Genomic DNA, 18,287 nt, shown 5'->3' with positions numbered 1-18,287 from the left:
ATAACTTTTGTCATATGTAGCAAATTTGTTATGGATATGGTTGTGTCTTGCAATGATTCTTTTGAAGGCTTTGCTGATATGCTGGAGGGCTATGATTGTCCTGCGCTATTGGTTTCTTTGGATTACCAAATCTTAGCCATCAACCAGAGCTATACAGCACAATTTGGCGAGGTTTTTCTTCACAATCGGCCCCACTGTTTTGAGATCTCTCATGGCGCGTCGGTGCCTTGCGACCAAGTCGGTGAAAGTTGTCCGCTACTCACCTCACTTCACTCAGGGCGCAAAGAGCGCGCCTTACATGTACATCAAACGCCTCACGGTCAAGTCCATGTCGATGTCCAAATTGTGCCCATTCATAACCTACAAGGACAGCTAAGATTTTTTGTTGAATTATTGCGCGCCATTCCGGTTGCAAACACCATGAGTAACGCGCAAGCACTGGTCGGTTCAAGTCACGCATTCAATCATATGCTTGAGCAGATCGTCCGCGTTAGTCATAGCGACGCATCGGTGTTACTACTGGGCGAATCGGGCACTGGTAAGGAATTAGTTGCACATACCATTCATAAGAGCAGTTCTCGAGCTAATCACTCACTGGTTACACTCGAGTGCGCGGGACTGACCGACTCATTGTTTGAAAGTGAACTATTTGGCCATGTAAAAGGCGCATTTACCGGCGCCAATAGCAATCGAACCGGACTCGTTGAATTGGCACATGAAGGCACACTGTTCTTAGATGAAATCGGCGATGTACCGCTATCGATGCAAGTGAAACTATTACGCTTGATTGAAACAGGCTCGTTTCGCGCCGTTGGTTGTTCGACGATAAAACATACCAATTTTCGGTTAATCTGTGCCACACATAAAAATATCGAGCAGATGGTCAAAGCCGGTGAATTTCGACAAGATTTGTACTATCGGATTAATGTCTTTCCTATCTATCTGCCCCCCCTGCGTGAGCGAGTCGATGATTTGCATCTATTGATCAAAACATTACTGCAACGAATTGATCAACAAAAGGAATACCATTTAACTGATGAAGCGCTTAATGCACTCAAACGATACACCTTTCCCGGCAATATACGCGAACTAAGCAATATTCTTAATCGCGCCGTTATTTTGACCGATACCAATCTGATTGAGCAACATACCATTGAAAAATGTATCCATATTAACCAGCGCCCTAACTGGCCAATAGCGACCGATTTCGCCCAATCAAACGCGATGACAATAGATGGAAATTGGGTCGACCTAAAAACCGCGCAAGCGCGCTACTTATCCAATCTTATGAATTTTTATCACCACGACAAAGAACATGTCGCCAAAGTGGCGGGAATTAGCCTGCGCTCGTTATATCGCAAACTCAATGGCTTAACAGCAAAAATAGAGTAAATAGCAATACCTGCATATTTGGTTATAGATGAAGATTTCACTATCATAAAAAACGAAACGACAGGCCAATCAATCTTGAGAAAAAGAGCAGCAAAGTGCTCTTTATAGTCAGACTAGCCGATAGTAACTGGTGCTTAAAAAAGCTCTAAGCGCGTTTTCAATTGAATAATCGCTTGGCGCCATTTTGCTTGCAATGCCGGTTTTTGGTGTTTTGCTTTACGTCGACAGTCAGCATCAAGACACGCTTCGAGTTCTATAAGCTGTTGCAACAACACTTCCTCATCACAGTGATGAGCAGGCGTGCCAGTTGCAGACGCCGCAGCGCTTTGTGCATCACTATCAGAGGCTAACTCATTCGAATCATCCGACAAGCGTCGATAGATAGCTTCGATATCGAGATATTCGCTTAATTGTCCCTCATCAATGAGCCAGAAGCGATTGCAACTTTGCTCAATCAAACGCCGATCATGGCTCACTAGCAACACCGCCCCTTGATAGTCTTGCAAGGTCGAAATAAGCTCCTCTTTGCCTTCCAGATCAAGGTGGTTGGTCGGCTCATCGAGCAACACAAGGTGATAACGCGCCAGCGTCAAGCCGACGAACAACAAGCGAGATCGCTCACCGCCACTTAACGATGCGATCTTCTGCTGATGGCGCTGAAACTCAAACCCAGCACTGATCAGGGCTCGTTTGCGCAGTTCATCGCCTATCGGCGCAAAGGGCTGCAAAGCGTCGATGAGGGAGTCGTCGTCATGGAGTTGATGGAGGGATTGGTCATAGTAGCCGAGCTGACAGCTCGGGTGAAACTGCACCGACGCCTCTTCTTGCTGCTGATAGAGCGCATAAAGGCAATTTAGAAAAGTAGACTTCCCAGTACCGTTACGACCGATAATCGCGATACGATCACCACTTTTAACTTGCTTTGAATCAACGCTAAACAGCGCGCTCGAGTCGCTCGCTGGCTTAACGAAGAACTGCTCGATAGCAAGTAATCGATTAGCGGGTAAAGTATCGCCTTGCAGCCGCAACGTCCACGGAGCGCCATCCGATAGCTGGGTTTGCTGCGCTTCAAGACGCTCTTTCCGTGCTTGCATCGTCTTGGCTTTTCGGGCGAGATCTTCATTGTCATAGACTTTGCCCCAAGTCGCCAAACGCTTGGCACTGTGAGCTAAGCGATCGATCTCCTTTTGCTCACTTTGATGACGGAGTCGGTCCGTTTCATCGCGCTCAATCAACGCTTGGCGCGCTGCGCTGCACGATAAGTTAAAGTGATGCAGGGTTTTATCACGCATGATCCAAGTACAATGCGTCACTTTGTCGAGCAATGTATCATCGTGTGAGACCAGTACAAACGAGCCTTGCCAACTACGCAAATAGGACTCTAGCCATAATAACGCTGGCAGATCCAAGTGGTTACTCGGTTCATCGAGTAATAATAGATCGGGTTGATTGATCACCGCACGCGCTAACAATAAGCGCATCTGTTGACCCCCACTCAGCTCTTGCACAGGTTGTTGCCACTGGTTCGGGCTAAAACCCAGCTCACTCAGTAGTCGCTCAACTTTCCAAAGCGCGTCCACACTCACTTGCTCGGCTAAAGCTTGCAACAGTGACACACTTAACAAGGATGTCGGCAGTGATTGCTCCACGTAAGCCAAAAGACATTGCTTAGATAAGGCAATTTGCCCGCTGTAGCCGATAGGCTGACCACTGAGAATTTTTAGTAAGGTGCTTTTACCACAGCCGTTATGGCCGATTAAACCAATTTTGTCACCGCGATGAATAGTAAAACTCACCGATTCAAACAAAGGTTCAGAACTAAAAGCAGTTGAAAGAGATTGGGCTGATAAATAAGTACTCATGGTTTACTCAAGAATTTTGGCCAAAGAGGCCGTTGTCAATTGCTGACAATAATTCTCAAAGCTCGAGTAAAGACACTCGGTTACAAACAAAGAGGTAACGTAATGGTTTCGCTCAAGTCGAGATTATCGCAGCGCGATATCACAAACTCTTGAGCGAGCATCTATACCAAATAAACGTGGATTGATCTGATTCCACATTAACATAGACGGTCTCCTTTAAATAAGCAGCGACGCTGCGGGTGAATGAGTACAGACATTGTACAAAAGTCGAGGCCAAAGGCAACCCCTATCATATTGCACTGATAACCTGAGGCACCCAAGCCGATGGCTCTTTGGCAACCCATCTTGTGATCCCCATAACCGATGATGCACACCGCTACGCTGAATCGGTCCGAGCTACAAATAAACAGATAAGTTCAATATAGCCAACGCGATAAACAACCTAAAATCAGTCGCTTTACCTGATAAAATAAATGAGCCGATGTGAGGCAATGCTCAAAACTTACTGCTTGCCACCTCGAGAAAAGGTATGGGCAATGTGGCGTAGCTGCAGCATTTGCTCAGAAAATCGCGAGCAACCATTGCAAATAGACAAGTGAAAGCGCAAGCGCATACGCTCGATTAATGTTAAAGGCCGCTCTAATCGTTCCGACAACAACCGCGTCGCATGTTTACAGTGCATCAATCGACTCCTTCGAGATACCAGTTATCTTCTAAACATTCACGCAAACGAATCCGCGCACGATATAAAATAACATTGAGATTGGATACGGTTAATGATTCATTGTGACAAATTTCTTGGGTGGATAATTCTAAGAATTCGCGCATCATAAAAAAACGGCTATATTTTTCAGGTAATGCATTCAAACAGGCATCAAAAACACGCCAAAAATCTTCTGAATAAACACCGCCATCCGGTTCGTGCCATGTTTGCGGTGTTTCATGGGGGTTCCAGTGCCCATTCTCTTTAAACAAAACATCCATCAGCTCATCACCACTTAAATTTGAGCCATGTTGAAGATCTTCAGCGGCCGTGTGACGACGTTCTTTACGTAACACATCAATTAATTTATTTTTTAATATCGCAAATACCCATGTTTTAAATGCAGCGCGTCGCCCAAATTTTTCAACTTGCTGATAAGCGGCTATCAAAGCCTCTTGCACCGCATCTTCAGCCAACTGAGCATCGCGGATCTGCTGGCGAGCAAATTTAAGCATTTGCTGGCGCAGCTCAAGTAATGCCTTTTCATCGACGATAACCGAAGGCTCCACATCAGCCACTTCATCCATACCCGTCGCCCACCCGATTCATATTTCTAACAGAGCTATAGATTAGCTAATTACCCCAATTCAGCTTAACTTACAAAAGCAGCATAGTGACACATGGCTAAATTGATTCTCGTTATAACACGCGGCAGATGAAATTAATGTACTCGCTCATACGCTCATAGTGGACTGATCAACTAAAAATAGATTTTTCCAAACCGTACGGATGACTCGTACAAGAAATCTAGGATAGTCCAGCAGCAAATTGAGCAGCATATCCTACTTCAAGATGCCATCGTCCTAAACGCCAATAACAACGCAATTTCTTGACAGCTCGTTATCCATTCATCATTTACGTCAATATACTCATCCAGCGTATCATCTGATTAAATGAACCAATAAACAGTTTTAATGAAGCCATGTTAGAGCTCACAGGTTTAAATTGGGCACTATAGCGAGACTAAACGCTGAGCGGCGGCATCCAAGGTCGCATCTTGTTTGGCAAAACAGAGTCGAATCAATCGGTGCGCAAAAGGCTGATCACAAAAAACAGAGAGTGGGATGGCCGCCACTCCAGCCTCTTGAGTTAACCACCGACAGAATGCGACATCATCTAAATCAGAGATGGCGCTATAGTCGGCTAATAAAAAGTAGGTCCCTTGGCAAGGCAATATTTTAAAACGGCTTGCTGCAAGTGCTTTGATAAAGCGATCACGCTTGGCCTGATAAAAATGAGGAAGCTGCTGATAATGTTCAGGGGCGTAGCGCAGCATATCAGCCAGAGCTAACTGAGCAGGTGTATTCACCGAAAAAGTTAAGTATTGATGTACTTTACGGATCTCAGCACTGATCTCAGCTGGCGCAATACAATAACCAACTTTCCAACCCGTCATATGATAGGTTTTGCCAAAAGATGACACGGCAACCGCTCGCTGACGCAATTGTGGGTGGGCTAATACACTGGCATGACCATCATGGCTAAAGCAGATATGTTCGTATACCTCATCACTAAGCACAAAAATATTGCGTTCTTTAATCGCCTGCCAAAGCGCTGCAAAGTCATCAGCTGACCAACAAGTCGCGGTAGGGTTATGCGGCGTATTCAAAATCACCAAACGAGTCCGCTCACTCACAAGCGCGGCAAATTGTTCCCAGTTTATAGTAAACTCAGGAGGCTGCAGAGCAATACGTTTTAACACCCCCCCCGAAAGCTCAACGGCGGGGGCATAGCTGTCATAACTCGGATCAAAGCAGATCACTTCATCACCAGAGCGTACTAATGCGGTAATCGCCGCATATAACGCCTCGGTGGCTCCGGCCGTGACCGTGATTTCAGCGTTCACATCGGGCGCATAGTCATAGCAAGCCTGTGTTTTCTCGGAGATCGCCTCACGCAGGGCGACCACACCCGTCATCGGGGCATACTGGTTTGCGCCTTGCGCGACATGATAAGCCAAGCGCCCCTGCAAATATTCTGGACCATCAAAATCAGGAAAACCTTGAGATAAATTAATGGCTTGATATTGCTCGGCCAAAGCACTCATCTGCGAAAAGATAGTTGTACCAAGTGCCGGGAGTTTACTCTTTAACGCAAGGCGGTGGTTCATCAATAATGGTCCAAAGTAAAGCATATGTTGCCGTCACTATAGCACGATGTTACTATTTGGCAATAAAGACATATAGACGTCTATACGTCGCCCGTGCGAGTGAAAGGCCCATTTGACGGCTGAAAAAAGGACAACTATGAAACATCCAACACACCTTGATGAGCTGATTAACACCTGTCATTGGCTGGGTCAGCGTGGCTTTGCGCCAGCCACAGGCGGAAACATGTCGATACGCGCTGATGCCGACTGGTGTTGGATTAGCGCATCAGGCAAAGATAAAGGCTCGCTGGAGAGCGATGACTTTATATCCGTGCGGATAGCAGACAATCATGCGTCAAGTGGGCGTACGCCATCAGCTGAAACCGGCTTGCATACGCTACTCTATCGGCTTTATCCACAAGCTTCGACAGTACTGCATGTGCATAGCGTTAATGCCACGGTCTTGTCTCGCCTTGAGCGGCGCGACACACTGACGTTACAAGGCTATGAGATGCAAAAAACCCTGCAGGGGCAAACCAGCCATCTAGACGCCGTTTCACTACCGATTTATGATAATGATCAGGATATCGACGCGCTTGCCAAACGGATTGCACAATCTGGCAACGCGCTCCATTACGGCTTTTTACTGCGAGGCCACGGTCTTACTACTTGGGGTGAAACCGTCGCGCAAGCACGGCGTCAATTAGAAGGGCTTGAGTTTTTATTTGAATGTGACTTGCGCCTTCGCGCTTTGGAGAAACAATGATCCGCGCGATTGTAACTGATATCGAAGGGACAACCACTGACATTCAGTTTGTCCATCAAGTTCTATTTCCCTATGCACGCGAGCGTTTAGCCGAATTTATCAATGCTCAACAACATCGCTCAGAGGTTCGCGCCGCCATTGATGGTGTTCGCCAAGAGATAGACCAGTCTGAAGCCTCATTGTCGCAAGTCACTGATGCCTTACTTGAGTTTATGGATGAAGATCTCAAATCTACCTCTCTCAAAGCACTACAAGGGATGATCTGGCGCTACGGCTATGAAAACGGCGATTTTACGGGCCATCTGTATGCAGATGTATTGCCTGCATTCAAGCGCTGGCGAGCACAGAATATACCTCTTTATATCTATTCATCAGGTTCAATTGCAGCTCAGAAATTATTATTTGGTTATAGCAATGAAGGCGATCTAACCCCATTTTTAAGCGGTTATTTTGACACACATGTCGGCCATAAGCGCCAAACTGGATCATATATCGAAATCGCTAAACAGATCGATCTGCCTGCCGAACAACTGTTATTTTTATCAGACATCCATCAAGAACTCGATGCCGCTAAAGCAGCTGGCTGGCAGACCTTACAGCTCATTAGAGGCGAGGCAGATGCGCAAAGCCAGCATCCACAGGTTAGCGATTTCTCACAAATTTAAACGGAGTAAGCCAATGAGTACCCTAACGATTTATAATGATACTGACCAAACCATTGACTGGCAAAGCGATAATGCAAATGAGATTATCGCTCAACTAGCTGACATTGGCGTACGATTTGAGCGCTGGCAAGCGAACCAAGTACTTGGCGATGACCCTGATGCAGAAACCGTCATCAAAGCCTACCAGCATGCCATTGATAAACTGGTTGCCGACGAAGGTTACCAAAGCTGGGATGTCGCCAGCATTCGCCCCAATAATCCACAAAAAGAGACGATGCGTCGTAAATTCTTAGATGAGCATACTCATGGCGAAGATGAAGTCCGCTTTTTTGTGGAGGGCTCAGGGTTATTTTGCCTACACCTACAAGGCAAGGTATATCAAGTGTTGTGTGAAAAAGAGGATTTAATCTCAGTGCCTGCAGGTACCCGGCATTGGTTTGATATGGGGAGCGAACCACTATTTACTGCCATCCGCATTTTTAACAATCCGCAAGGCTGGGTCGCCCAATTTACTGGGGATGATATTGCCAAAAACTACCCATTGATGGATTCGTGTTTTTTATAGCAACAACTTTGATTAAACCACTTTAACGGTCAACTACACAGCGTTTGGAGCTCACCAAAGAGCTCCAACGGTGTGTATATCAACTCATGCTGGTAATACACTCATGATCAGAATGCAGCCAACGCCCTTAGACAAATACACGTTGGGACATGTTCGAGGTGTGAGTATCATCGTGAATGGGTGATTCAACATAAGAGTTAACATCAGCTATCGCTGCTTTACTGGTAATACCTGCACGCAATAATAAAATCTTTAAATGATCATTAATTAGTTCAAGGCGATCTTGTAGCTGGTGATTAAAGGTTAGCCCTACCACTGCGATACCAATCCCCAGAGCTGTCGCATAAAGCGCTGTACCGATACTTTTAGACACGAGACTCGGATCAGATACACCTGACTCGGCCAATGCTTTAAAAGTGTCTATAATTCCAAAGATGGTTCCTAACAATCCCAGCAGCGGCGCGCCGGCAACAATCGCTTCGAGTAACCATAATCGCTTCACCAACAACCCGCGCATCGAGATATAGATAGCCTGACTGAGATCTTCTAGTTCATTGTGCGTACTCAGGGGGTCACAGCCTGCAAAAAAATCACTCAGCAAACGAATAGGTAAACAGTCTTTTTGCCGGAGCGACTCCGGAATATCCGAGAACTGCCCAATAGGCTGCCTTAACACCTGTTCCAACTTTCGCGCTTGGCGCAGTGTGAACGAAAAATAGATGCTGCGCTCAACAATCACAAAAGCGCCAATTGCTGCAGCTAAGTACATAATATAAAAAATAATTTCATGAATAAGATTCATACTCATAAGATAACGCCCTTCAGGTTAAAAAATCAATCGGCTCAAATGGCGAGCCGATTGGATGAAAACAATTTAAAAACTCGCTTCAAAGGACAGCTCAAGTGAACGCTGCTCACCAATCAGATATTGGGGAGCACTACTGAAGGACTTACCATTATTACTATATTTTTTAGATGCGAAAGTGGTTGAATCAACACCGGATAAATAATTTTTATTAAACAGATTGTTCACTGTTAAACGAACCACTGGTTTTTTCACACCCATAAATGTGTAAGGAATGCGATAACCTAATGACAAATCAAAAACACTAAATCCAGGAATAGACTGATCATTAGTCATATCACCATATTGTTTACCTACCATATGGTCAGCGAGTGAACCATAATAGGTACCATTATCGTAACCTAAAATTAAGTTCAATATGTTTTTAGGAACACCCGCAACTTGTTTTCCTTTCGTTGGTAATGTTATTCCTTCCGTCGTTATATTGTTTTTTTGTTCCGATTTAGTATAACTATAAGAAGCATAATAGTTGAATTGGTAGGGTAATTTTCCACCCAGTTCAAGTTCGATACCTGAATTGACGACCTTACCTATATTTTTCAAAATATATTCATTACTACTGTTTTTGGTTGAAACTTGTCTATTATTAAATGCTAAATGGTAAATGGTCGCACTCATACTGGTCATTTCAGTTTGATAGCGCCATCCCAACTCATTATTCCAACTTATTTCTGGTTTCGTACTGATCGAATCACCTGCATTATATAGTGCGTAGTTCTGAGGCGTTCGCATATTTTCTGAGATGTTATAGAATACTGAATTTTTATTATTTATTTGATATTTAACATTACCCGTTGGTAAGAACCGAGAATAAGAAGCAGACGGATTACTAGGCTGATCATACAAACTACCTCTATTGTGTCCTTCGCGTTGAACATGTGAGTAACTAATACCACCAAATAAGGTTAAATCAGCTGTCGCATTCCACGTATCATTTAAGAACAATTTTTGAGCAGGCGTAACGGTAAAGTAATTTCGTCCTTGAACTGTATTACCATTGGCATCTTTAACCTGATGTGACCCATCATAGTTAGCCCATATGGTTGATGGGCTACCATCACTATTGAGTGTAACATAAGGCTTACTTTGCCGTTGTCTAGCGCGTTCATACCAATAACCCACCTGCAGGTTATGTTCTTCATTAATAGCCCAATCTAATTTGGTAGTAATCCCTGGACGCCAAGTTTCTGTCCAAGAAGGACGATAATAGCTTCCCGAAGTCAGGACACCATCTTGTTGATAATCGGTGCGGCTGTTGAGATTACTCAGATCATAAATACCGCCTTTGTTCGAACTATTATTTAGATTTTGAACATAAGATCCAGCCCCACCACCATTCGAAACATAGTAATAAGGCGCGATAGTTAATAACAATGAGTCATTCAGATGAAATCGACTAGTCATTGATGCGGTAATATTTTCAAATGGGTTCTGACTTTCCTTGTAATAACTGCCACACATATAGGTGGCACCATTACCCGCTTTACAAGTCTGCATTTTCGATGAAATATCAAATTTATGATCTTTTTGATATTGAGCTAATGTCGGCGTAACGTATGCGATATTTTCTTGTTTATGCCATTTAATGATAGTACTAACGCTGTCACCACCATCATTTTGCCAAAGTGAATTAAGTTCTACTTTATTGGCTTTTAGCTTGCCTGCCCCTTTCCACTTATCGGCTTCAGTGTGTGACATAGAAATATAGTTTTGAAAGCCATTTATATTTCCTGTATTAAGACGCAGAAAGGTCTTGGTCAAATCATTGCTGCCAAAAATTTGTTTCGCGAACACTCCAAATTTTTTAGTTGGACGAAGTGATACCAAACCAATATTCCCACCACTTGAACCAATATGCGGCGCATCGTTATCTGAGGTACCTTGCGTTGCAAAAACTTCTTCTAAGTTTTCAGGATCGCCTAATAAATTCGGATACATGGCATAGTTGCCCGAATCATTAACCGGCACACCATCCATGGTGACACCAATTTGATCACCACTCATCCCTCGCATAGTAAACTTAAAGCCGCTTAGACCAGTTTCATCATTACTCGCCACTGACACCCCAGGGGTATATTTAAGTTTGTCGATACCATTGGCAGTGCCAGTTTGTTTAACTAGCGCATCATGCGTAACGGTTGAACGCGCTTTAGCGGCATCTTCTTGAACCATTTGCCCACTGTCTTTACTTTTTGCAATGACCGTGACTTTGCCGACATCCACTGTGCCTGTGTCAGCGGCTAAAGCATTCACTGCTCCTCCCATCATCCCGGTGCCTAACAGCACAAGGTAAATCTTACGGATCTTCATTAAATAGTGCTCCCTTACTATCAAAAATGATTTATTACTGTTCTATGGAATAAACATACGTAGCTGTAAATCGGTAGTACGCATGCCCGGAAAAACTCTCTTTAGGAAATGGCTTGACATGTTCTATTCGCCTTAAACTTTGAAAAGCGGCGCGATTAAGTAATATGCTATGCGATTTCTTTTCAATTCCTCTATCAAGCACATTTCCTGCTCGATCAACTTTCAACCAAATCACCACACTTCCTTGTGGTCTTTGTAGCGACGCTGCCCGTCCATGAGGGTATTGTTTATAGTTTTTAAGCTCGACACGAATACTGGCAATATATTGCGCTTCAAGTGATGCAATACGACGTGCATTATTTTGAGCATTTATTTTATTGATCACTGCCTGAGTAGAGGATTTAACGTAGCTTGCTTTGCTCGCAACATCATCACGACTCTTCGTTGGCGCATTTTCTTTGACCTTATTAACTATTGGTTTAGGGTCTGTGACCTTTTTTACTTTATGCTTTGGTTTTATTTTTTTAACTGGATGATGGACAACCTTCGGTTTAGTTTTGGGTTTAATCTTTTTAATTGGTTTTGGTTTTGGTTTTGGTTTTTCAATAGGCTTAATTATTTTTTTAAGTACTGGGATCTTTTCAACAATGGGTGATTCTTTCTCTTCTGGAAGAACAGGCTTCGGTTCTTCAACCTTGGGCTGAACTAGATCGGGTTCAACTTTTTGAATCGGCTTCACTTCTTCAGATTTAGGTGCTGGTTTAACCTTAGGTGCTGGCTTAACTAAATCTTCTTGACTAACTAATGCTATATCCACCGTTGATTGATCATATTTTTTATTAATACTTAGCGCAGGTTGGCTAAGTAGATAATAAGATAAAAACAAAACAACAAGGACAGGCAGTAATGCAACCGCATGACGATTTTTATAGATAAAAAACATAGAATTATGATCTTTTATTATGGGTTGCAATAGAGATGGAATTAAAGCCACTACCTTTGAGAAGGTCCATAATCGACACTAAGCGTTGCACTTCCACACCTTTATCACTTCTAATAATAACAACTAAGTTATTTTTTTTATCCTTCAACTCATTTAACTGGCTCACAATTGATTGTTCATCGATATCTTTGCCATCAAGTTGAAGACGATTATTTAAGGCTAGAGTAAGAATGGCATTATTTTGTGGTTTAAGTGTTTGAGAATGATTTGCCCCAGGTAGCTTTGTTTTTATACCAAGAGCAGGTATCACATTTAAACTAATTAAAATAAAAAATACCAATAAAAACATCATGACATCAATCATGGGTATTATTTCAATATGAAGACGTTTTTTATTTGGCTGATCCCAACTACGCATAGCTCACTTATACCTTTCAATGAAAAAAATAGATATCCTCACCATCATGAATTATGAAAGTGAATAAGAAAAAATCCCATATTATCTATAGGATATTTGTTATGACATTTATGGCATAACATTTTCGATAAATAATTAATTCACACTGAGATGGGCCTAAATATAAATAAGCTAAATTCTTTTAATAGATAACGCAATTTATTCATCCCTAATATCAACTATTCATCCATGAATTTAGAATAGACTCTATTTGCGACAATTTAATGACGGATAAAATACAGATACGTTTCAATTTTGTTAAATGAATTGTTTAATTTTTTAAATTTATACTGGGAAAAGGGATGCATCGAAGAGTATTCGTGCATAAGGTTAAGCAGTGAAAACCAGTTTAAACTAAAACATTAAGGCAGTAGAACTGACGCATTCATATAAACATGGCTGCGTCGATGGAAAATGAAAAGATGCTAGTTGCAAGTAAACGGGATACCTCATTTAAGTAACCGACATACTTAAAATGAGGTAGTCGTTAAAACGCGCGGCGAACAAAAGCGCTAAGAGAATCCCCATCGGTAATGACGTCAGTATGCAAAATGAGCTCTCGGCCTAAGTGGATGGCTCGGCATAAACTCGCGTGACGCTGTGCTTCATCGCTGATCGTATCGAGATCCGCCACGTGCGATAAACCCATGCTGCGACGAATGAGTTCGGTGCCTGCAAATCCCAGTGTATCACGCCAGATATTGCGTAAAAATAGCGACACGTATCCATCAACACAGAGCGCTTGATCGCTGCCGTGGTGCTTAACTAACACACTAAAACGCTCGGTGAAAGTACTCCACAACGTTTCAATATCGCCCAAACGCTGCGCTTTAGCCTGCTGTGCTGTTGGCTTATCAAATAACCCTTCTGCCCCACAATAATTCAGCAGTAAATTACCGATGGCGCAACCTAAGTCAAATCCCATTGGGCCAAAAAAGCCAAACTCGGCATCAATCACTTTTAAGCTGCCGGACTTAACAAAAATCGAGCCACTGTGAATATCGCCATGCAATAACGCTTGTGGCGAGGAGAAAAAGCGCTGTTTAAGCTCGGCCACCGCAACTTTCAGATCGCTATTGTCTCTAAGCGCGTGCACCGCTTTTTCAATAGCCGCAGGATAGTTATTTCGCTCATGCTCCATGTAAGGATCATTAAAAAATAGATCTTCGGTAATCTCACACATCTGCGGGTTCATAAACTGTGCGACCAGTTCTTTTTTCCGGTGTGGGTGCAGATAAAAATCAGAACTATAAAATAAAACAGTCGCGAGATACTCCCCTAACTGCTGGGCAGCTTGCGGATAATGTAGCCCCGCGATTAAGCCACTGCGCCAAATTTGATGATCGCTCAAATCTTCCATCACAATCACATATTGTTCAGGGTCATAATGGATCACTTTCACCGTGTGCTCAGGACAATGCTGATAATGTTCGATTAAGGTTTGTGCTTCAAGTCGAGCTCGATCAAGAGTCAAGGGCCATGATTCACCGACACAGCGCACATAAGGCAATGCTTGTTTAACAATGATCCGGCTAACGTTCTGAGTATCATAAATTTTAAACACAAGATTAAGGTTGCCATCACCGATCTCTTCGGCACGCACCAGTTCAGAGGGGTCAACCAAGCCACTATGCTCTTTGGCATAAGCAACCGCTTGCTCGGCAGTAAATGTTTGATATTGCGACATGGTGATTCATTCCCTTTATAATAACGGCCTTAAAGATGTAAATACGTTTGGACGTCTATACATCTCAGCTATATCCTGACACAATATACCCCATCAACTCAACATCGATTTAACAAAAATGAAAAATATTCAGACCACCAGCTTACGGGTTGCCAATAACCAGTTGTTGATCCTCGATCAGCAAGCACTGCCCCAACAGCAAAACTGGCTGAACGCACAGAGCACTGAGCAACTGGTCGATCACATTTTGCAGTTGCGCGTTCGCGGCGCGCCGCTCATCGGATTATCTGCCAGCCTATTATTAGCACTGCAAGCCGAGCAAGGTATGCCTTTGGCGCAGCTTGGTGCATCAATGCAGGCACTTAGTGCCTCACGGCCCACCGCGGTGAATCTGATGAATAACTTGGCGCGTATGCACCAAGCGATGCAACAAACTGATTTTGTCAGCGCCATGAGCATCCAAGCGCTGCGTTTAATTGACGAAGACAAACAGCTCTGTGAGGGCATCGCCCAAGCAGGGCTTGCACGGGTGACGCCTAACAGCCGACTGTTAACTCACTGCAACACGGGTGGACTAGCAACGGCAGGCGTGGGAACGGCTCTGGGCGTAATTCGCCGAGCACATGAAGCGGGACTGATTAAGCAGGTCTGGGTCGATGAGACTCGCCCGCTGTTACAAGGCGGCCGCTTAACTGCGTGGGAATTAGGCGAGCTTACCATTCCTTATCAGTTGATCTGTGATTCAATGGCTGCCAGCTTAATGGCCAAGGGCGAAGTGGATGCCGTTTGGGTCGGTGCCGATCGCATCGCGGCCAACGGCGATGTTGCCAATAAAATTGGCACTTATAGCCTCGCGGTATTAGCCAAATTTCACGGCATTCCTTTTTATGTGGCAGCCCCCAGTACCACTCATGATCCAGCTTGCCCCAATGGCGATGCGATTGTGATTGAGCAGCGCGCTGATCAAGAAGTAACCGGGGTAACAGGCAGTTTTGGCGCTGTGCAATGGGCACCAATTGATGCAAAAGTTTATAACCCGGCGTTTGATGTCACGCCCGCTTCGCTCATTAGCGGTTGGGTACTCGACACCGGCGTTGTCACGCCTGCACAAGTAGCCGCTGGATTTTTTCAGCCCAGCAAATAGGCACACCACACATTAGACCTAGCATGCACTAAGCGTGTGGGCTAGGTCGTTAACAAACCAATTGAATCAAAGTTTAAGGCAGATCAAACAACAATGCCCGCGCCGACTGTTGGCTGTGGTTGCTAAAACTTAACACGGCTGTTTCAGTGATTTTAACGCCATCGCCCGGGGCTAGTTGCTGCTCATTGACGGTTAGATCGCCCTCAATATGGTGCACATACCCATGACGATCAACGCCCAGTGGGTAAGATAACGACTGACCAGGGGCTAAAATTAGCTGCGCCAGTTTGGCATCTTGTTTGATCTGCAATGTACCTTGTTCACCGCTCGGTGAGGCAATTAGTGTCAGCCCTGGGTTTAAGCCAAAATCTTTTTGTTGATACCCTGGGCGTTGACCTTGCACATTAGGCTCAATCCATATTTGCAAAAAATGCAGCAGCTCACGCTCTGATGCGTTGAACTCACTGTGATAAATACCAGCGCCCGCTGACATCAATTGAAACTCACCTGCCGGTAAGCGCTGCTCATTGCCCTCGCTATCACGATGAACCATGGTTCCACTCAGTACATAACTGATGATCTCCATATCCCGATGCCCGTGAGTATCAAAGCCAGCGGCTGGGATAACGCGATCATCGTTAATCACCCGCAATACCGAGTGCCCCATCTGTGCCGGATCGTAATAAGAGCCAAATGAAAAGCTATGGTGACTATTGAGCCATCCCATATCCACTTGACCGCGTTGCGTGCTAGGTCGTTTCTCAAGCATAATGTTTCCTTAAATCACGGGTGATCATCTCACGTCTATTTAACAAATAGTGTAACCACCACACCCTTTCGAAAACAGCACATAATAGTGAGCTATTCGTTCAATTTATTGCAACCAAGCCGCTTACCCCACCGTAGCGTTTCGCAACACGATAGGCCTAAAAGACCCGTTCGCCGGCGCGCAGCACTTGATGAATATGCACTTGTCCAGCTCGTTGATGACACCAGATCAGATCGGCATTCAGTCCGACTTCAAGTCGGCCGCGATCGGTTAAGCCAACCCGTTCAGCGGGATGACACGTGACTAAGGCACACGCCTGCGGCAAGTCATACGGATTAGAAACATCATCAGCCAGCTTAAAAGCCGCATCTAACAGACTCGCCGGGTAATAATCACTGGAAAGAATATCTAAGAGTCCCTGCTGCGCCAGTTCATGAGCGGCCACATTGCCCGAATGAGAGCCACCACGTACCACATTCGGCGCGCCCATCACCACCGCAATGCCATGTTCATGAGCCGCTTTCGCCGCACTCAACGCTGTTGGAAATTCGGCGATCTGAATGTTCTCAGCTAACGCCTGCTGGATATGTTCATCGGTTGCATCATCATGGCTCGCCAGTGGGATCGCATAGCGATGACAGATATCACAAATCTGCTGGCGATAGCTGCTTGAATAGCGCTCACTGGCGGCGCTTTGGCGAATAATAAAAGCATCAATTTCACTATCTGACATATGATATTTGCCTTGAAAATAGCGACGATAGGCCGACAGATCGACATATTGTCGCTGCCCTGGCGAGTGATCCATCACCGAGACCAACTGCGGGCGATGCAGTGCAAAAAGCTGCTCAAAATTCGCTAATGTATCGGCATGGCTCAACTCACAGCGCAAATGCAAGCGGTGATCGGCGCGGCAAAACCCATGCTCACGGCTCGATTTAAGCGCATTAACCATGATGCGTAGATTATTGATGCGCTCACTGTGTTCGATCACATCGCCAACCGAAATCGCATCAAAAACGGTTGTGATCCCCGAACTGATCATCTGCGCGTCATGTACTTTAAACGCAGCGGTCGATGGCCAGCGCACACCTGGGCGCGGGCTAAAATGTTTTTCCATATTATCGGTATGTAGCTCGACGAGCCCTGGTAAGATAAAGCCCCCTTCACCATCGATAGCTTCCGGTAGATGACTCTCGGTGCTATCAATAGCCTGAATGCGCCCGCCTTCTACAACGATCGTGCCGCGCATCACCTCATCGGCAAGCACCAATTGTACATTCGTTAAGATCATTAATTTTCCCCTGCGCTTAAGCTTGAGCCTGCGCTTTAACAGTGAACAAGCGATCGGCTATGGCATCACGACATAGGTGATCATGAAAAATTCCGATAATGGCACTACCGCGCGATCGAGCCGCATCAATCAGGCCCACGACCACCTCGGCATTGGCACGATCCAATGAGGCAGTTGGCTCATCGAGCAGTAAAATCGGATAGTCGGCAATCAGTCCGCGCGCAATATTGACCCGTTGCTGCTCACCGCCTGAAAAAGTACCCGGAGGCAAAGTCCACAACCGTTCTGCAATATGCAGTTGCTGAAGTAATTCGCCAGCTTTTTGCCGAGCCTGCTCGGGCGCTACGCCGCGATCAATCAGCGGCTGACTCACAACATCGATGGTTGCCACACGCGGAATCACCCGCAAAAACTGACTGACATAACCTATCGTCTCGCGGCGAATGGCCAGCTGCAGCTGCGAGTGGGCCGAGCACAAATCAACTCGCGCCCCTTGATGAGTGACCCAAATGGCCCCTGAACTTGCCAAATAGTTACCATATAGCGCTCGCAGCAGCGTACTTTTGCCACTGCCACTGGCCCCATCGAGCACCACACACTCGCTGCGGTGCACTGATAAATTAATATCGGTTAGCACAGGTAAGATCATCTCACCTTGTTGATGGAGCCTAAATTGTTTACTCAAGCGCTCGACCTCAATCATCACCGTCATGATC

At 45.0% G+C, this 18,287-nt stretch carries 17 protein-coding genes; 5 read left to right on the top strand and 12 right to left on the bottom strand.

Features of this window, described 5'->3' with window-relative positions; all coding sequences use genetic code 11:
• The first annotated feature begins 36 nt into the window (after nt 1-36).
• Nucleotides 37-1,392 carry a sigma-54 interaction domain-containing protein gene (locus ABUE30_RS11605; protein WP_408624124.1) on the top strand — a complete coding sequence of 452 codons (1,356 nt, stop codon included), beginning with the start codon at nt 37-39 and terminating at the stop codon, nt 1,390-1,392.
• Nucleotides 1,393-1,526: 134 nt separating this feature from the next.
• On the opposite strand, the gene ABUE30_RS11600 is transcribed toward ABUE30_RS11605, so the two are convergent.
• From ABUE30_RS11600 to ABUE30_RS11585, 4 genes are all read right to left on the bottom strand, one after another.
• Nucleotides 1,527-3,254, bottom strand: coding sequence for an ABC-F family ATP-binding cassette domain-containing protein (locus ABUE30_RS11600; protein WP_408623947.1), 1,728 nt, complete (start codon nt 3,252-3,254; stop codon nt 1,527-1,529).
• A 502-nt stretch (nt 3,255-3,756) separates the two neighbouring features.
• Nucleotides 3,757-3,936: a zf-HC2 domain-containing protein gene (locus ABUE30_RS11595; protein WP_408623946.1), complete on the bottom strand. Its 180-nt coding sequence runs from the start codon at nt 3,934-3,936 to the stop codon at nt 3,757-3,759.
• The gene (locus ABUE30_RS11590; RefSeq protein ID WP_408623945.1) at nt 3,936-4,544 is read right to left on the bottom strand and encodes a sigma-70 family RNA polymerase sigma factor; all 609 of its coding nucleotides are present in this window, start codon (nt 4,542-4,544) and stop codon (nt 3,936-3,938) included. Before ABUE30_RS11590 ends, ABUE30_RS11595 begins: the two co-directional genes overlap by 1 nt.
• Before the next feature lie 425 nt (nt 4,545-4,969).
• Complete coding sequence (locus ABUE30_RS11585) at nt 4,970-6,127, bottom strand: pyridoxal phosphate-dependent aminotransferase (RefSeq protein ID WP_408623944.1); 1,158 nt, start codon at nt 6,125-6,127, stop codon at nt 4,970-4,972.
• A 136-nt stretch (nt 6,128-6,263) separates the two neighbouring features.
• On the opposite strand from ABUE30_RS11585, the gene ABUE30_RS11580 reads away from it, so the two are divergent.
• Genes ABUE30_RS11580 through ABUE30_RS11570 form a run of 3 tightly spaced genes read left to right on the top strand, consistent with a single transcriptional unit; the run spans nt 6,264 to nt 8,102 of the window.
• Nucleotides 6,264-6,872, top strand: coding sequence for a methylthioribulose 1-phosphate dehydratase (locus ABUE30_RS11580; protein ID WP_408623943.1), 609 nt, complete (start codon nt 6,264-6,266; stop codon nt 6,870-6,872).
• Entirely contained in the window at nt 6,869-7,537 is a 669-nt protein-coding gene (gene mtnC, locus ABUE30_RS11575; protein WP_408623942.1) for an acireductone synthase, read from the top strand. Before ABUE30_RS11580 ends, mtnC begins: the two co-directional genes overlap by 4 nt.
• A gap of 13 nt (nt 7,538-7,550) precedes the next feature.
• Nucleotides 7,551-8,102 (top strand): 1,2-dihydroxy-3-keto-5-methylthiopentene dioxygenase, encoded by a 552-nt coding sequence (locus ABUE30_RS11570; protein ID WP_408623941.1) that lies wholly within the window; start codon nt 7,551-7,553, stop codon nt 8,100-8,102.
• Between the two features lie 127 nt (nt 8,103-8,229).
• Here ABUE30_RS11570 and ABUE30_RS11565 read toward each other — a convergent pair whose 3' ends face one another.
• From ABUE30_RS11565 to mtnK, 5 genes are all read right to left on the bottom strand, one after another.
• Nucleotides 8,230-8,910, bottom strand: a complete 681-nt coding sequence (locus ABUE30_RS11565) for a MotA/TolQ/ExbB proton channel family protein (protein WP_408623940.1) — start codon at nt 8,908-8,910, stop codon at nt 8,230-8,232.
• 66 nt (nt 8,911-8,976) lie between these two features.
• Nucleotides 8,977-11,277: a TonB-dependent receptor gene (locus ABUE30_RS11560; protein ID WP_408623939.1), complete on the bottom strand. Its 2,301-nt coding sequence runs from the start codon at nt 11,275-11,277 to the stop codon at nt 8,977-8,979.
• Nucleotides 11,278-11,311: 34 nt separating this feature from the next.
• Nucleotides 11,312-12,220 carry an energy transducer TonB family protein gene (locus ABUE30_RS11555; RefSeq protein WP_408623938.1) on the bottom strand — a complete coding sequence of 303 codons (909 nt, stop codon included), beginning with the start codon at nt 12,218-12,220 and terminating at the stop codon, nt 11,312-11,314.
• A 4-nt stretch (nt 12,221-12,224) separates the two neighbouring features.
• Nucleotides 12,225-12,638 carry an ExbD/TolR family protein gene (locus ABUE30_RS11550; RefSeq protein ID WP_408623937.1) on the bottom strand — a complete coding sequence of 138 codons (414 nt, stop codon included), beginning with the start codon at nt 12,636-12,638 and terminating at the stop codon, nt 12,225-12,227.
• A 526-nt stretch (nt 12,639-13,164) separates the two neighbouring features.
• Nucleotides 13,165-14,364, bottom strand: a complete 1,200-nt coding sequence (mtnK, locus tag ABUE30_RS11545; protein ID WP_408623936.1) for an S-methyl-5-thioribose kinase — start codon at nt 14,362-14,364, stop codon at nt 13,165-13,167.
• A 118-nt stretch (nt 14,365-14,482) separates the two neighbouring features.
• Between mtnK and mtnA the strand changes: the two genes are divergently transcribed.
• On the top strand, nt 14,483-15,508 hold the full coding sequence (gene mtnA / locus ABUE30_RS11540) for an S-methyl-5-thioribose-1-phosphate isomerase (protein WP_408623935.1): 1,026 nt from the start codon (nt 14,483-14,485) through the stop codon (nt 15,506-15,508).
• Nucleotides 15,509-15,581: 73 nt separating this feature from the next.
• Here the strand turns inward: mtnA and ABUE30_RS11535 are convergent, their stop codons facing one another.
• From ABUE30_RS11535 to phnL, 3 genes are all read right to left on the bottom strand, one after another.
• On the bottom strand, nt 15,582-16,277 hold the full coding sequence (locus tag ABUE30_RS11535; RefSeq protein ID WP_408623934.1) for a pirin family protein: 696 nt from the start codon (nt 16,275-16,277) through the stop codon (nt 15,582-15,584).
• Nucleotides 16,278-16,434: 157 nt separating this feature from the next.
• Complete coding sequence (phnM, locus tag ABUE30_RS11530; RefSeq protein ID WP_408623933.1) at nt 16,435-17,571, bottom strand: alpha-D-ribose 1-methylphosphonate 5-triphosphate diphosphatase; 1,137 nt, start codon at nt 17,569-17,571, stop codon at nt 16,435-16,437.
• Between the two features lie 16 nt (nt 17,572-17,587).
• Nucleotides 17,588-18,283: a phosphonate C-P lyase system protein PhnL gene (gene phnL, locus ABUE30_RS11525; RefSeq protein WP_408623932.1), complete on the bottom strand. Its 696-nt coding sequence runs from the start codon at nt 18,281-18,283 to the stop codon at nt 17,588-17,590.
• Between the last annotated feature and the right edge of the window lie 4 nt (nt 18,284-18,287).

Origin of the sequence: Celerinatantimonas yamalensis, assembly GCF_046054155.1 — a bacterium.
GTDB classification, from domain to species: Bacteria; Pseudomonadota; Gammaproteobacteria; order Enterobacterales; family Celerinatantimonadaceae; genus Celerinatantimonas; species Celerinatantimonas yamalensis.
This window is presented reverse-complemented; position numbering and strand designations above follow the sequence as displayed.

Bases quoted from the DNA above. Each gene is read 5' to 3' on its own strand.
- ABUE30_RS11585 (WP_408623944.1), bottom strand. From the start codon at position 6,127: ATGAACCACCGCCTTGCGTTAAAGAGTAAACTCCCGGCACTTGGTACA.
- ABUE30_RS11570 (WP_408623941.1), top strand. From the start codon at position 7,551: ATGAGTACCCTAACGATTTATAATGATACTGACCAAACCATTGACTGG.
- ABUE30_RS11590 (WP_408623945.1), bottom strand. From the start codon at position 4,544: ATGGATGAAGTGGCTGATGTGGAGCCTTCGGTTATCGTCGATGAAAAG.
- mtnC (WP_408623942.1), top strand. From the start codon at position 6,869: ATGATCCGCGCGATTGTAACTGATATCGAAGGGACAACCACTGACATT.
- ABUE30_RS11535 (WP_408623934.1), bottom strand. From the start codon at position 16,277: ATGCTTGAGAAACGACCTAGCACGCAACGCGGTCAAGTGGATATGGGA.
- ABUE30_RS11550 (WP_408623937.1), bottom strand. From the start codon at position 12,638: ATGCGTAGTTGGGATCAGCCAAATAAAAAACGTCTTCATATTGAAATA.
- ABUE30_RS11565 (WP_408623940.1), bottom strand. From the start codon at position 8,910: ATGAGTATGAATCTTATTCATGAAATTATTTTTTATATTATGTACTTA.
- ABUE30_RS11560 (WP_408623939.1), bottom strand. From the start codon at position 11,277: ATGAAGATCCGTAAGATTTACCTTGTGCTGTTAGGCACCGGGATGATG.
- ABUE30_RS11595 (WP_408623946.1), bottom strand. From the start codon at position 3,936: ATGCACTGTAAACATGCGACGCGGTTGTTGTCGGAACGATTAGAGCGG.
- mtnK (WP_408623936.1), bottom strand. From the start codon at position 14,364: ATGTCGCAATATCAAACATTTACTGCCGAGCAAGCGGTTGCTTATGCC.
- mtnA (WP_408623935.1), top strand. From the start codon at position 14,483: ATGAAAAATATTCAGACCACCAGCTTACGGGTTGCCAATAACCAGTTG.
- phnM (WP_408623933.1), bottom strand. From the start codon at position 17,571: ATGATCTTAACGAATGTACAATTGGTGCTTGCCGATGAGGTGATGCGC.
- phnL (WP_408623932.1), bottom strand. From the start codon at position 18,283: ATGACGGTGATGATTGAGGTCGAGCGCTTGAGTAAACAATTTAGGCTC.
- ABUE30_RS11555 (WP_408623938.1), bottom strand. From the start codon at position 12,220: ATGTTTTTTATCTATAAAAATCGTCATGCGGTTGCATTACTGCCTGTC.
- ABUE30_RS11605 (WP_408624124.1), top strand. From the start codon at position 37: ATGGTTGTGTCTTGCAATGATTCTTTTGAAGGCTTTGCTGATATGCTG.
- ABUE30_RS11580 (WP_408623943.1), top strand. From the start codon at position 6,264: ATGAAACATCCAACACACCTTGATGAGCTGATTAACACCTGTCATTGG.
- ABUE30_RS11600 (WP_408623947.1), bottom strand. From the start codon at position 3,254: ATGAGTACTTATTTATCAGCCCAATCTCTTTCAACTGCTTTTAGTTCT.